Below are 14,396 nucleotides of genomic sequence, written 5' to 3' on the forward strand. Positions count from 1 at the left end.
AGTAAAGGGATGGAAAAAATGCATCATGTAAATAAATATTTCAATCAAACAATGGTGATAGAAGCTTTGAAAATGAGTTTTTATAAGCTGAATCCTAAACAATTAATAAAAAATCCGATAATGTTTGTCGTTGAGGTTGGAATGATTTTAACGTTGATATTAATATGTTTTCCTGACATATTTGGAACTAGTTATCTATCGCGAGGTTATTTGATTACAATTTTTATCATATTATTAATAACTATATTGTTTGCTAATTTTTCAGAAGCCTTTGCTGAAGGTCGTGGAAAAGCGCAAGCTGATAGTTTAAGACAAGCACAATCAAATTTAACTGCTCGATTGATAGAAGAAAATGGTGCGTATCGGATAGTGAACGCCACAGAGTTAAAAGCCGGACAAAATATTCGGGTAGAAAATGGAGAAACAATCCCTGCTGATGGCGTTGTAATAAATGGATTAGCAACCGTTGATGAATCTGCAATTACTGGTGAGTCTGCACCTGTGATAAAAGAATCAGGTGGCGATTTTGATGGAGTCATTGGCGGTACACTTGTAACATCTGATTGGTTAGAAATACGTGTTGAGAGTGAAGCGGGTACATCTTTTTTAGATAAAATGATTGCCTTAGTTGAAGGGGCGGAAAGAAATAAAACACCAAATGAAATTGCACTTTTTACATTATTAACAACGTTAACAATTATATTTTTAGTCGTTATTGTAACGTTATATCCAATAGCATCTTACCTGCATTTAATTTTACCTATTGCGATGCTCATTGCGTTAACAGTATGTTTAATACCAACGACAATCGGTGGTTTGTTATCGGCGATTGGTATTGCAGGCATGGATCGTGTTACTCAATTCAATGTATTAGCGAAAAGTGGGCGTGCTGTAGAAGTATGTGGAGATGTCGATGTAATGATTTTAGACAAGACAGGCACAATCACTTATGGCAATCGAATCGCTAGTGAATTTTTACCAGTGAATCAACAAATGCTGGAAAAATTGATAGTCGCTGCTTATATGTCATCAATCTACGATGATACGCCAGAAGGAAAAAGTATTGTACGATTAGCGAAGCAGATGTATATAAATGAGCTGCCTAAAGACATTGATGGCACATATAAGCCTTTTACAGCTGAAACTAGAATGAGCGGAATCATTACAAATGAAATATCGGTATTCAAAGGTGCACCTAATAGTATGATAAATCTTGTCAAACAACAACAAGGCAATATTCCTCTTAACATTGAGTCTCTCTGTATGGATGTATCGAGTAAAGGTGGCACACCATTAATAGTCATTGAAAACAATGTCATGCTTGGCGTGATTTATTTAAAAGATGTGATTAAAGATGGTCTTGTAGAACGATTTACTGAATTGAGAAAAATGGGGATTGAAACAGTTATGTGTACAGGTGATAATGCTTTAACAGCAGCTACAATTGCAAAAGAAGCCGGGGTTGATAGATTTGTTGCAGAGTGTAAACCCGAAGATAAAATTAAAGTCATCAAAGATGAACAAGCGAAAGGCCATATTGTTGCGATGACAGGAGATGGTACAAATGATGCACCTGCGCTAGCACAAGCGAATATAGGATTAGCAATGAACTCAGGGACAATTAGTGCTAAAGAGGCAGCTAATCTAATTGATTTAGATTCGAATCCTACAAAGTTAATAGAGGTTGTAAAAATAGGCAAACAATTATTAATGACGAGAGGTGCATTAACGACATTTAGTTTGGCTAATGACGTAGCAAAATACTTTGCAATTTTACCTGCACTAATGATGTCAACAATTCCAGAAATGACTTCACTAAATATTATGCATTTATCGTCACCTAAATCTGCAATTATATCAGCTTTGATATTCAATGCATTAATCATTGTTGCCTTAATTCCAATTGCCATGAAAGGTGTAAAAGTAAAGGGTTACAGCATTGATAGAATCTTTATAAATAATATGTTGATTTATGGATTAGGTGGATTAATCGTCCCGTTTTTAGGCATTAAATTAATAGATATGATTGTACAATTTTTTGTGTAAAGAGGAAGGAGCCTGTACCATGAATACGATAAGAAATAGTATTTGTTTAACGATAATAACTATGGTATTATGTGGATTTTTATTCCCGTTAGCTATCACGTTAATTGGTCAAATATTTTTTTATCAACAAGCAAATGGCAGTTTAATTACGTATGACAATCGTATAGTTGGATCAAAATTGATTGGACAGCACTGGACAGAGACACGATATTTTCACGGGAGACCGAGTGCAGTTGATTATAATATGAATCCTGAAAAATTATATAAAAACGGCGTATCATCAGGTGGAAGTAATGAATCGAATGGAAACACCGAATTAATAGCACGCATGAAACATCATGTTAAATTTGGGAATTCAAATGTAACAATAGATGCTGCAACAAGTTCTGGGTCGGGCTTAGATCCGCATATTACGGTTGAAAATGCATTGAAGCAAGCACCTCGTATTGCTGATGCTCGTCATATATCTACTTCAAGAGTGGCCGACTTGATTCAACATCGTAAGCAGCGTGGTGTGTTAACAAATGATTATGTGAATGTGCTTGAACTAAATATTGCTCTTGATAAGATGAAAGATTGAATATAGATGAAAGGCATCATGTTGATAAAATTATAACATGGTGTCTTTTTAACAATTCAAGCACTTTCTGCTTAACTAAATTTTTAGATGTACCTTTAGGAAGAATAAATTAGCATGAAATATTCCATATGCTATAATTATCAACATATAAAAATAAAATGAAATAGATTATAAATCCGTATAATTTTTTATTTGGGGAGAGGGGTATATGTCAGATTATACTAAGTTGTCTAAGAGTCCTAAGTCAGCATTGTTGTATTACTACATTACGAATGGCTTAGAATTTATATTGAGTGTAGCTGTGTATGTCATTTTTTATTTTATATGGTTAAGATTTGAATGGCCACATTACTTACTTTATATTTTGTTGGTTTTAGGTGCTCTGAGTACATTAAAATTATTTATTAAGCCTTTATGGCAATATCATTGTCGCTTTTATAAAGTTGATCAACTAAGTGTACAATATCGTACATCATTTTTTATATATAAAGAAGAAACGAGTCGAATTGAACGTTTACAATACTTGTCGATTAAATCTAATCCAATTAGTAAAGTGCTTAATTTGTATAAAGTTGGATTTATGACTGCAGGTCATACTATTTATTTACCGATGATGTCTCATGACGATGTTAAAATAATCGAAGCGAGAACTATGTCGAATTTGAGAGGGGTTGAAAGTGATGTCTGAACCTCAAAAATTACATCCGATTTCATATTTTAATGGCATAATCAATGCTATCAAACAAAACATAGTCGTCTTTTTTATTTTCATTATCTTTCAATTGAAAGATTTTGATTATGCGAATCCCGAATCATATTTATGGATAGGTATTGTATTTGTATTCTTTTTAATATCATACATTTCTCAAATTGTCGGAATTATGAACACGCGATATTGGATTGAGGATAATTATTTCATTTTAACAACAGGTATTTTTAATAAAAAGCGTAAAGAATTAAATATAAAACGTATTCAGTCCGTTGATATGACACAAGGGGTCGTCAATCAAATTATTGGTGGTGTGGATTTACAAATCAAAACACCAAGTGATGGTATTGTCTTAAGTGTTATTTCGAAAAAACAAGGTGAATATCTTGAACGCTATATTGATCAATTGCAAACAGAGTTGAAGACAGAAGTGGCGCAAAAGTCTAGTGCTGAGAAGAATGACAACTGTAATCATGACATTGAAGGTAATGTGGAAGACATCGCAGAAGGTCGCTTAGATGAAGTGCAGAACACTGATAGTATGCTTAATCAGAAAAATAAACGCATTCCTATATATCAGATGAATTTTAAAGAATCACTATTTATGGCAATGACCAGTGGCGCCATTGGTGTAACGTTAGCAGCTTTAGTACCGATTTACGGGGCTGTAAGAGAGTTGATCCCATGGTCGAAGCTAAATCATGAAATTAGTCAATGGGTTCAAATTGTAAGTATTTCAGTATTAATCATCATTTTACTAGTATTAATAGTGGCATATATTATTGGAACGATTATAACGATGATAAGATTTTATGGCTTTTCGGTGATGCTTGAAAATGAGCAACTTAAAATTGAATATGGTCTCTTTAACAAGAAGAAAGTAACTGTACCAACGAAACGATTGCAAGCTGTTGTTGAACGTCAGTCATATATACGAAGATTATTTGGCTACACAGCAATACATTTTATCATCACAAGTGATTTTGAAAATAAAAAAATCGAAGATGATGACAATGATTCAGGTAGTGTGCCGATATTGCCGTTTATTAAACGAGACAAAGCATATCAAATTATCCAGAATTTAGTACCAGATTTATCTTATCAACAAGTTAATGAAGGTATGCCTTTGTCAGGTTTCCACAGACACTTTTTAATACCTAGTATTATTGTCATAGCTATGGCAGGTATTGGCTGTTATTTTTGGAATCAATTATTATTGTTATTTACGATTATAACAATAGTCATTATTGGTTTATTTGTGATCAAAGGATATCTTTATGTCAAACATGCGGGTTTTAAAATGACAGAAGAACAAATTACTATCCAGAATTTCGAGCTATTGAAACGAAATATTTATTATTTTAAAGCGCATCACATTATAGGATTTGACACTTGGCAACATACATTACTTAAACGCAACAATTTAAATAATTTTAGCTTTATTGTTGCTAAAGGTGTGGGAGCCCAATCGATTAACCTAAAATACGCAAGAAGTGAAGATGCAAATAAATTGAAATCATGGTATTTAAGAGGTGAAAATGATGAGGGATTATAATTTTATGTCACCACACGCTAAAAAAGTGATGAGGTTAAGTGCTGTGCTGTTTTGGATACCCATAGCGCTTGTACTTTTAATCGCATTTAATATTTTGAACTGGCTATTTTGGGAGATATTAGATAACAATATATCCATTGTTAGTAGTGTGATTATAATATTACTTGTTGCTGTTTTCACGCTTGTCATAGCGCCAGTATATCGATATAAGCACTGCAGATATGCATTTGAAAAACACCATTTGCGTGTACGAAACGGCATTTTATTTTTGGATGAAAAAGTAATACCATATTTTCGTATTCAAAATATTGATATCGATGTTGGTCCTATAATGAGACGCTATCGATTAGCAACTTTGACCCTTTATACAGCGGGTGGTCAAGCTGAAATTGAATTAATAGATAGAAGTGAAGCACGTAGATTGAAACGATGGTTAAATAACGAGAGACATTTAGAAAACAATAAAAATGAGGAATAATCAATGATACATGGAATTGGTGTAGATTTAATCGAAATCGATCGAATAAAAGTGTTATATAGTAAGCAGCCAAAATTGGTTGAGCGGATTTTAACTAAAAATGAACAGCACAAATTCAACAATTTCACACATGAGCAACGTAAAATTGAATTTTTAGCTGGCAGGTTTGCTACAAAAGAAGCGTTCAGTAAAGCATTAGGCACAGGCTTAGGAAAACATGTAGCTTTTAACGATATAGACTGTTACAACGACGAACTTGGCAAACCAAAGATTGATTACGAAGGGTTCATCGTACATGTTAGTATCTCACACACTGAGCATTATGCGATGAGCCAAGTTGTTTTAGAAAAGTCAGCATTTTAAATTTGTTATACAATGATAATTAAGATCTAGTTTTAAAACATGTGGGAAATACAGGAGGAAGTAATATGTCGGATAAATATTATAGATCTGCGTATATGAATGTAGATTTAAACGCTGTTGCATCAAATTTCAAAGTATTCAGTACATTGCATCCAAATAAAACAGTGATGGCTGTCGTTAAAGCCAATGCCTATGGACTAGGTAGTGTTAAAGTAGCACGTCATTTAATGGAAAATGGCGCCACATTTTTTGCTGTAGCAACGTTAGATGAAGCGATAGAACTTAGAATGCATGGGATTACTGCTAAAATTTTAGTCTTAGGTGTGTTACCAGCTAAAGATATTGATAAAGCGATACAACACCGAGTTGCCTTAACGGTTCCGTCTAAACAGTGGTTGAAAGAAGCAATTAAAAACATTTCTGGTGAGCAAGAGAAAAAGTTATGGTTGCACATTAAATTAGATACAGGAATGGGACGTTTAGGTATTAAAGATACTAATACGTATCAAGAAGTGATTGAAATCATTCAACAATATGAGCAACTTGTATTTGAAGGCGTGTTTACACACTTTGCCTGTGCTGACGAACCAGGAGATATGACAACTGAACAATATCAACGTTTTAAAGATATGGTCAATGAAGCAATTAAACCTGAATATATACATTGTCAGAACTCAGCAGGCTCTCTATTAATGGATTGCCAATTCTGTAATGCAATAAGACCAGGAATTTCCCTTTATGGATATTATCCATCAGAGTATGTACAGCAAAAAGTTAAAGTACACCTTAAACCAAGTGTGCAATTAATTGCTAATGTAGTTCAAACAAAGACGCTACAAGCGGGTGAGTCTGTAAGTTATGGTGCAACTTATACAGCTACTGACCCAACTACAATAGCTTTGTTACCTATTGGATATGCAGATGGCTATTTACGCATAATGCAAGGTAGCTTTGTAAATGTAAATGGTCATCAATGCGAAGTTATTGGTCGCGTATGTATGGATCAGACAATTGTTAAAGTGCCAGATCAAGTTAAAGCTGGAGATTCGGTGATTTTAATAGATAATCATAGAGAAAGTCCACAGTCGGTAGAGGTGGTAGCTGAAAAGCAACATACTATTAATTATGAAGTGCTTTGTAACTTGTCGAGACGTTTGCCACGAATCTATCATGATGGTGATCAACGTTTTGTAACAAATGAATTGTTAAAATAATATGGTCAGTGCATATAAAATTTGTTATCATTAGAGTAATTAAAGGTCATTTAATAACTTTTGGAATCAATTGGAGGTTCTCATATGTTATCTTTTAGTCAAAATAGAAGTCATAGCTTAGAACAATCTTTAAAAGAAGGATATTCACAAATGGCTGATTTAAATCTCTCCCTAGCGAACGAAGCTTTTCCGATAGAGTGTGAAGCATGCGATTGCAACGAAACATATTTATCTTCTAATTCAACGAATGAATGATTAGACGAGGAGATGTTTATTTAGCAGATTTATCACCAGTACAGGGATCTGAACAAGGGGGAGTCAGACCTGTAGTCATAATTCAAAATGATACTGGTAATAAATATAGTCCTACAGTTATTGTTGCGGCAATAACTGGTAGGATTAATAAAGCGAAAATACCGACACATGTAGAGATTGAAAAGAAAAAGTATAAGTTGGATAAAGACTCAGTTATATTATTAGAACAAATTCGTACACTTGATAAAAAACGATTGAAAGAAAAACTGACGTACTTATCCGATGATAAAATGAAAGAAGTAGATAATGCACTAATGATTAGTTTAGGGCTGAATGCAGTAGCTCACCAGAAAAATTAGGCGTCTATTATATGTATTTTTCAGAGATAAATAAAATATTGATATAAAAGACAATAACTTTATAATAATTATAACTATTTCTAAATTCTGTACGAAGAATTTTCTTATAAACAAAGATTTTAGCAAATACCAGTTATGATATTCATATTTTTTATTATAAAAGGATGTCTTAAGTTTTTTAGGCTTTAGGTATTCCATCCTAAAGTTTTTTTTAGCTTAAAAGTATCATCTACAGCAAAATTGCAAACGACAAAATTGATAAGTGCAATTAAATAAATGTTAGTAAGTGAATCATAATTATCCTTGCTTAAGCATTTGCTTTGTAAGGGAAGTGAGGAGGCAACTAATCGTGGAAGAATTTAAGCAACATTATAAGGGTTTAATTGATGAAAGTTTAACGTGCCAAGATAAAGTAGAATTGATAAAAAAGTGTGAGAAATACACTGACGAAGTGATTCGTAAGGACGTCTTGCCTGAAGACATTGTCGATATTCACAAAAACTATATATTGACGTTAAACTTAACGCGTGAAGATGTGTTCAAGACATTAGATGTCTTACAAGAAATCGTTAAAGGCTTTGGTTATAGTTATCGAGATTATCAAAGATTGGTAGATAAACTTCAAGTTCACGATAAAGAGATAGACTTAGCTTCTAGCTTACAACAAACAATGCTTAAAACAGATATTCCACAATTTGATAGTATTCAAATTGGCGTTATTTCAGTGGCGGCACAAAAAGTAAGTGGAGATTATTTTAATTTAATTGACCATAACGATGGCACAATGAGCTTTGCTGTTGCAGATGTCATTGGAAAAGGTATACCAGCTGCTTTAGCAATGAGTATGATAAAGTTTGGCATGGATTCTTATGGACACTCACAATTACCGAGTGATGGTTTAAAACGTTTAAATCGTGTTGTTGAAAAGAATATTAATCAAAATATGTTCGTCACAATGTTTTATGGTTTATATGAAGAAATGAACCATTTATTGTATTGTAGTTCAGCTGGTCATGAGCCTGGATATATTTATCGCGCTGAAAAAGAAGAATTCGAAGAAATTTCAGTTAGAGGTAGAGTGTTAGGAATCAGTTCACAAACACGATATCAACAACAAGAAATTCCAATATACCTTGATGATTTAATTATCATTTTAACGGATGGTGTGACTGAAGCTAGAAATAGTGAAGGTACCTTTATAGATAAACAAAAACTTTTAGAATATATTAAAAAACATAAACATATGCACCCACAAGATATTGTTCAAATTATCTATGAAGCAATTTTAAAGCTTCAAAACCCAAATAAAAAAGATGATATGACTATTTTGATTATAAAAAGAGTAAATTAATTTAAAAAAGAAGATTAGAAATTATTTCGATGGGTATATAATAATTTGAAATATAAATATGGTGGATACAGCGCTTAAAATGAAGATAAATATTTTTAATAAGTAGGAGTGTAATGAAATGAATCTTAATATAGAAACAACCACTCAAGATAAATTTTACGAAGTTAAAGTCGGTGGAGAATTAGATGTTTATACTGTGCCTGAATTAGAAGAGGTTTTAACACCTATGAGACAAGATGGAACTCGTGATATTTATGTTAATTTAGAAAATGTGAGTTATATGGATTCGACAGGTTTAGGTTTATTCGTAGGTACATTAAAAGCATTAAACCAAAATGATAAAGAGCTATACATTTTAGGTGTGTCAGATCGTATCGGTAGACTATTTGAAATTACTGGTCTTAAGGATTTAATGCATGTTAATGAAGGAACGGAGGTCGAATAACATGCAATCTAAAGAAGATTTTATCGAAATGCGCGTGCCAGCATCGGCAGAGTATGTAAGTTTAATTCGTTTAACACTTTCTGGCGTTTTTTCGAGAGCTGGTGCTACATATGATGATATTGAAGATGCCAAGATTGCAGTTAGTGAAGCTGTGACAAATGCAGTTAAACATGCATACAAAGAAAATAACAATGTAGGCATTATTAACATATATTTTGAAATTTTAGAAGATAAAATTAAAATTGTTATTTCTGATAAAGGTGACAGTTTTGATTATGAAACAACTAAATCAAAAATAGGTCCTTACGATAAAGACGAAAATATAGACTTTTTACGTGAAGGTGGCCTAGGTTTATTTTTAATCGAATCTTTAATGGATGAAGTCACAGTATATAAAGAATCTGGTGTGACAATCAGTATGACTAAGTATATAAAAAAAGAGCAGGTGCGAAATAATGGCGAAAGAGTCGAAATCAGCTAATGAAATTTCACCTGAGCAAATTAACCAATGGATTAAAGAACACCAAGAAAATAAGAATACAGATGCACAGGATAAGTTAGTTAAACATTACCAAAAACTAATTGAGTCATTGGCATATAAATATTCTAAAGGACAATCACATCACGAAGATTTAGTTCAAGTTGGTATGGTTGGTTTAATAGGTGCCATAAATAGATTCGATATGTCCTTTGAACGGAAGTTTGAAGCCTTTTTAGTACCTACTGTAATCGGTGAAATCAAAAGATATCTACGAGATAAAACTTGGAGTGTACATGTTCCGAGACGTATTAAAGAAATTGGGCCAAGAATCAAAAAAGTGAGCGATGAACTAACCGCTGAATTAGAGCGTTCACCTTCTATCAGTGAAATAGCTGATCGATTAGAAGTTTCAGAAGAAGAAGTGTTAGAAGCAATGGAAATGGGACAAAGTTATAATGCGTTAAGTGTTGATCATTCCATTGAAGCTGATAAAGATGGTTCAACTGTTACGCTATTAGATATTATGGGACAACAAGATGACCATTATGACTTAACTGAAAAACGTATGATTTTAGAAAAAATATTACCTATATTATCTGATCGCGAACGAGAAATCATACAATGTACGTTTATTGAAGGTTTGAGTCAAAAAGAGACAGGTGAGCGTATCGGTTTAAGTCAAATGCATGTATCACGACTTCAAAGAACGGCAATTAAGAAATTACAAGAAGCAGCACATCAATAGAATTTGCTTATTAATGATACGTTTTATAATGAAAAATCCATATAATTATCCCTTGATTATTAAATTGAAATCGAGGGGTATTTTTAATTTAATTAAGATTTTCGAATTAATACATTATTAGTGTAGTTTAATGTGTATCCACATAAATGTCGCGATATAGTATTAATAATTTAAGTGAAGAAGATATCTAATTGTCGTTTTAAATAGGTGGGTTGCTATTAGAATAAAAAAAGTAGTCTTAGATTATGAAATTTAGAAATGATGGTGTGTCATTTTCAATAATCTTAGTGCGTTTTAAAATATAGTATGACCTAATCATTCATTTTAAATGTTTTGGAAGTGAAAATTACATTAAGTATCATACCTTAATAGAAGTATTTTAGAATATGTTAAAATAAATGAGTAAATTTAAGAAAAAGTGTGGGTTAAGTAAATGGACAATCAATTGATTAATTCAATCATAGAGAAATATCAATTTAGTAAAAAACAAATTGAAGCAGTATTAACACTGCTAGAAGAAAAAAATACAGTACCATTTATTGCGAGGTATCGAAAAGAGCAAACTGGTGGACTAGATGAAGTTCAAATAAAGCAAATTGATGACGAATACCAATATATGGTCAATTTACAAAAACGTAAAGAAGAAGTTATCAAAAATATAGAACAGCAAGGATTACTTAATGAGGAATTAAAGAACGATATTTTAAAACAGAACAAATTACAACGTGTTGAAGACCTATATAGGCCTTTTAAACAAAAGAAAAAGACAAGGGCAACTGAGGCGAAACGTAAAGGGTTAGAGCCATTAGCGATATGGATGAAGGCACGTAAACATGAAGTCTCAATTGAAGAAAAAGCACAACAATTTATAAATGAAGAAGTGCAATCGGTTGAAGATGCTATCAAAGGTGCACAAGATATTATTGCGGAACAAATTTCAGATAATCCTAAATATAGAACAAAAATTTTAAAAGATATGTATCATCAAGGTGTGTTAACTACATCTAAAAAGAAAAATGCTGAAGATGAAAAAGGTATTTTTGAAATGTACTATGCATATAGTGAGCCAATTAAACGCATTGCTAATCATAGAGTTTTAGCTGTTAATCGTGGTGAAAAAGAGAAAGTATTATCTGTAAAGTTTGAATTCGATACGACATCAGTAGAGGATTTCATTGCACGTCAAGAAATCAATCATAATAATGTAAATCGCAGTTATATTTTAGAGGCGATTAAAGATAGCTTGAAACGCTTAATTGTCCCTTCGATAGAGCGTGAAATCCATGCTGATTTAACTGAAAAAGCTGAAAATCATGCAATAGATGTTTTTAGTGAAAACTTAAGAAATCTATTACTGCAACCTCCTATGAAAGGTAAGCAAATATTAGGCGTAGATCCAGCATTTAGAACAGGTTGCAAATTAGCAGTCATTAACCCATTCGGTACTTTTATAGCAAAAGGTGTGATTTATCCGCATCCACCAGTTTCTAAAAAAGAGGCAGCAGAGAAGGATTTTGTACAAATGGTTAAAGCGTATGATGTGCAATTAATTGCAATTGGCAATGGTACTGCAAGTCGTGAAACAGAACAATTTGTTGCAGATTTAATTAAAAAGCATCAGTTGCCAGTACAATTCATCATTGTCAATGAAGCGGGCGCTTCAGTATACTCAGCATCAGAAATTGCTAGAGATGAATTTCCTGATTTTCAAGTGGAAGAAAGAAGTGCCGTATCAATTGGACGACGCGTTCAAGATCCATTAAGTGAATTAGTTAAAATCGATCCTAAATCTATTGGTGTCGGACAATACCAGCATGATGTTAATCAAAAGGCACTAGAAAATGCATTAACTTTCGTCGTTGAAACAGCAGTTAACCAAGTAGGTGTTGATGTCAATACAGCATCATCATCATTATTACAATATGTGTCTGGTCTAAGTTCGCAAATTGCTAAAAATATAATTGCATATAGAGAAGAAAATGGCGCAATAAAGCATAATAAAGAGTTAAGCAAGATTAAGCGTTTGGGTGCTAAAACTTTTGAGCAGAGTATAGGATTTTTAAGAATAGTAGACGGTTCAGAGCCATTGGATAATACATCGATTCATCCCGAAAGCTATAAAGTAACGTATCAGTTATTAGATAAACTCGGATTTGGTGGCAATGATTTAGGTAGTGATGCATTAAAAGATAAATTAAATTCATTGGATATGGATGAACTGGCGATTGAATTACAAGTCGGTGTACCTACATTAGAGGATATTATTAAATCCTTGAAAGCACCTAATCGAGATCCAAGGGACGAGTTTGAAACACCAATCCTTAAATCCGATGTGCTATCAATTGAAGATTTACAAGAAGGAATGAAATTGAGTGGCACAGTTAGAAATGTAGTAGATTTTGGAGCATTTGTAGATATAGGTGTTAAACAAGATGGACTTGTCCATGTTTCGAAACTTTCTAAGAAGTTCGTAAAAAATCCAATGGATATTGTCAGTGTCGGTGATATCGTTGACGTTTGGATTTACAGTATTGACAAAAATAAAGACAAAGTATCATTAACGATGATTGATCCACATGAATAATGACAAACTTCAGCGAATGGTTGAGAACCTTTCGGAAGAAAAATTTGGACGTACGTTTCGACATTGTGCATATTTTAATAAAAGGTTACGTACAACAGGCGGACGTTATCTTTTAAAGTCCCATGATATTGAAATTAATCCAAAACAATATGAGCATTATGGAGAAGATGCTGTTGTAAAAATTATACTGCACGAATTATGTCATTATCACTTGCATATTGCTGGTAAAGGTTATCAACATAAAGATCAAGATTTTAAACGATTGAGCCAACAGGTTGGAGCGCCTAGATTTTGTAACAGCATTGAAAGCTATCAACAACGGGCAAATTATGAATATTATTGCACTAAATGTCATGCAAAATATATACGTATCCGTAAAGTTGATACGAATCGTATGCGTTGCGGACATTGCAATGGAAAATTAAGAATGAAAAGACAATTGAAATAAGTACAATACAAATAGAGCTAATTCGTGTATATGTAAGATTATTTATGAGTTGTATGGAATTTATATAAAATTTATCAGTGAGTTATTTTGATTGGTAAACATAGTAATTGAATAAGAAGAAATTGTGTTTATAAAATGTTTAAAGCCGAGATTGTCGTAATTTAATACTTCGCAATCTCGGCTTTTCTACTTATGATATAGGTAATGGCATAAATTGTGGCTTGATAGGATGAAATTAAATTGATTAGATTAAAAATCCTGGCGTATTTTAGTAATGAATAATATATAAACTTTACCAAATTAAAGCTTTAAAGTAGCACAAAAGATAATTATACATTTTTTATGACATTTTGATTGAACTTTTCTATTGACTGTACAGCTTATAGTTAGTATGATTAAACACGTTCCTTAAAAAAGAACAAATTAAATAAACTTTGATTTGAAAGACAGTCAATTCTAAATTTAATTTATAAAATATGTTGACAATAAGTTCTTAATGTTTTATTATAAATAGCGTTGTGTTAACAACTGATAACACAAATTAATTTAATGTAAAAAAACGATTAAAAGTTATTGACAAATATTTTCAAACATAATATAATAAATAACGTTCTGAAAAACGAAGATGTTTTAAATGCCTATATCCGCGGTCGTGGCGGAATGGCAGACGCGCTAGGTTGAGGGCCTAGTGGGAGAAATCCCGTGGAGGTTCAAGTCCTCTCGGCCGCATCAAAATTCTTAATTAAATAAGCGGGTGTAGTTTAATGGCAAAACCTCAGCCTT

General features: G+C 32.5%; 15 protein-coding genes and 1 tRNA gene. All 16 read left to right on the top strand.

The genetic code is table 11. The features are described from left to right. Positions 1-18: 18 nt before the first annotated feature. Positions 19-2,046: a potassium-transporting ATPase subunit KdpB gene (kdpB, locus tag HMPREF3247_RS06270; RefSeq protein ID WP_000546597.1), complete on the top strand. Its 2,028-nt coding sequence runs from the start codon at positions 19-21 to the stop codon at positions 2,044-2,046. Between the two features lie 19 nt (positions 2,047-2,065). After that, on the top strand, positions 2,066-2,626 hold the full coding sequence (locus HMPREF3247_RS06275) for a K(+)-transporting ATPase subunit C (protein ID WP_001092409.1): 561 nt from the start codon (positions 2,066-2,068) through the stop codon (positions 2,624-2,626). Positions 2,627-2,834: 208 nt separating this feature from the next. Beyond that, positions 2,835-3,314, top strand: a complete 480-nt coding sequence (locus tag HMPREF3247_RS06280; protein ID WP_001287079.1) for a PH domain-containing protein — start codon at positions 2,835-2,837, stop codon at positions 3,312-3,314. Further along, entirely contained in the window at positions 3,307-4,890 is a 1,584-nt protein-coding gene (locus tag HMPREF3247_RS06285; protein WP_001294620.1) for a PH domain-containing protein, read from the top strand. The genes HMPREF3247_RS06280 and HMPREF3247_RS06285 overlap by 8 nt, the downstream gene beginning before the upstream one ends. Further along, positions 4,877-5,368 carry a PH domain-containing protein gene (locus tag HMPREF3247_RS06290; RefSeq protein WP_001205912.1) on the top strand — a complete coding sequence of 164 codons (492 nt, stop codon included), beginning with the start codon at positions 4,877-4,879 and terminating at the stop codon, positions 5,366-5,368. Before HMPREF3247_RS06285 ends, HMPREF3247_RS06290 begins: the two co-directional genes overlap by 14 nt. A 3-nt stretch (positions 5,369-5,371) precedes the next feature. After that, complete coding sequence (acpS, locus tag HMPREF3247_RS06295) at positions 5,372-5,731, top strand: holo-ACP synthase (protein ID WP_000581197.1); 360 nt, start codon at positions 5,372-5,374, stop codon at positions 5,729-5,731. Positions 5,732-5,796: 65 nt separating this feature from the next. Further along, positions 5,797-6,945, top strand: a complete 1,149-nt coding sequence (alr, locus tag HMPREF3247_RS06300; RefSeq protein WP_001281154.1) for an alanine racemase — start codon at positions 5,797-5,799, stop codon at positions 6,943-6,945. Between the two features lie 84 nt (positions 6,946-7,029). Continuing rightward, positions 7,030-7,200, top strand: coding sequence for a type II toxin-antitoxin system antitoxin MazE (mazE, locus tag HMPREF3247_RS06305; RefSeq protein WP_000948331.1), 171 nt, complete (start codon positions 7,030-7,032; stop codon positions 7,198-7,200). Continuing rightward, positions 7,197-7,559: a type II toxin-antitoxin system PemK/MazF family toxin gene (locus HMPREF3247_RS06310; RefSeq protein ID WP_000621175.1), complete on the top strand. Its 363-nt coding sequence runs from the start codon at positions 7,197-7,199 to the stop codon at positions 7,557-7,559. Before mazE ends, HMPREF3247_RS06310 begins: the two co-directional genes overlap by 4 nt. 349 nt (positions 7,560-7,908) lie before the next feature. Further along, positions 7,909-8,910, top strand: coding sequence for a SpoIIE family protein phosphatase (locus HMPREF3247_RS06320; RefSeq protein WP_000390829.1), 1,002 nt, complete (start codon positions 7,909-7,911; stop codon positions 8,908-8,910). Between the two features lie 118 nt (positions 8,911-9,028). Next, entirely contained in the window at positions 9,029-9,355 is a 327-nt protein-coding gene (locus tag HMPREF3247_RS06325; RefSeq protein WP_001052491.1) for an anti-sigma factor antagonist, read from the top strand. A 1-nt stretch (position 9,356) separates the two neighbouring features. Beyond that, positions 9,357-9,836, top strand: a complete 480-nt coding sequence (gene rsbW, locus HMPREF3247_RS06330) for an anti-sigma B factor RsbW (protein WP_001190829.1) — start codon at positions 9,357-9,359, stop codon at positions 9,834-9,836. Then, positions 9,811-10,581 carry an RNA polymerase sigma factor SigB gene (gene sigB, locus HMPREF3247_RS06335; RefSeq protein ID WP_001041103.1) on the top strand — a complete coding sequence of 257 codons (771 nt, stop codon included), beginning with the start codon at positions 9,811-9,813 and terminating at the stop codon, positions 10,579-10,581. The genes rsbW and sigB overlap by 26 nt, the downstream gene beginning before the upstream one ends. A gap of 433 nt (positions 10,582-11,014) precedes the next feature. Further along, positions 11,015-13,165, top strand: a complete 2,151-nt coding sequence (locus HMPREF3247_RS06340; RefSeq protein ID WP_000370108.1) for a Tex family protein — start codon at positions 11,015-11,017, stop codon at positions 13,163-13,165. Then, positions 13,158-13,613: a SprT family protein gene (locus tag HMPREF3247_RS06345; RefSeq protein WP_001058111.1), complete on the top strand. Its 456-nt coding sequence runs from the start codon at positions 13,158-13,160 to the stop codon at positions 13,611-13,613. The genes HMPREF3247_RS06340 and HMPREF3247_RS06345 overlap by 8 nt, the downstream gene beginning before the upstream one ends. A gap of 646 nt (positions 13,614-14,259) precedes the next feature. Next, a tRNA-Leu gene (locus tag HMPREF3247_RS06350) sits at positions 14,260-14,342 on the top strand. The last annotated feature ends 54 nt before the right edge of the window (positions 14,343-14,396 follow it).

It is taken from the genome of Staphylococcus sp. HMSC36A10, assembly GCF_001838845.1.
GTDB lineage: Bacteria > Bacillota > Bacilli > Staphylococcales > Staphylococcaceae > Staphylococcus > Staphylococcus aureus.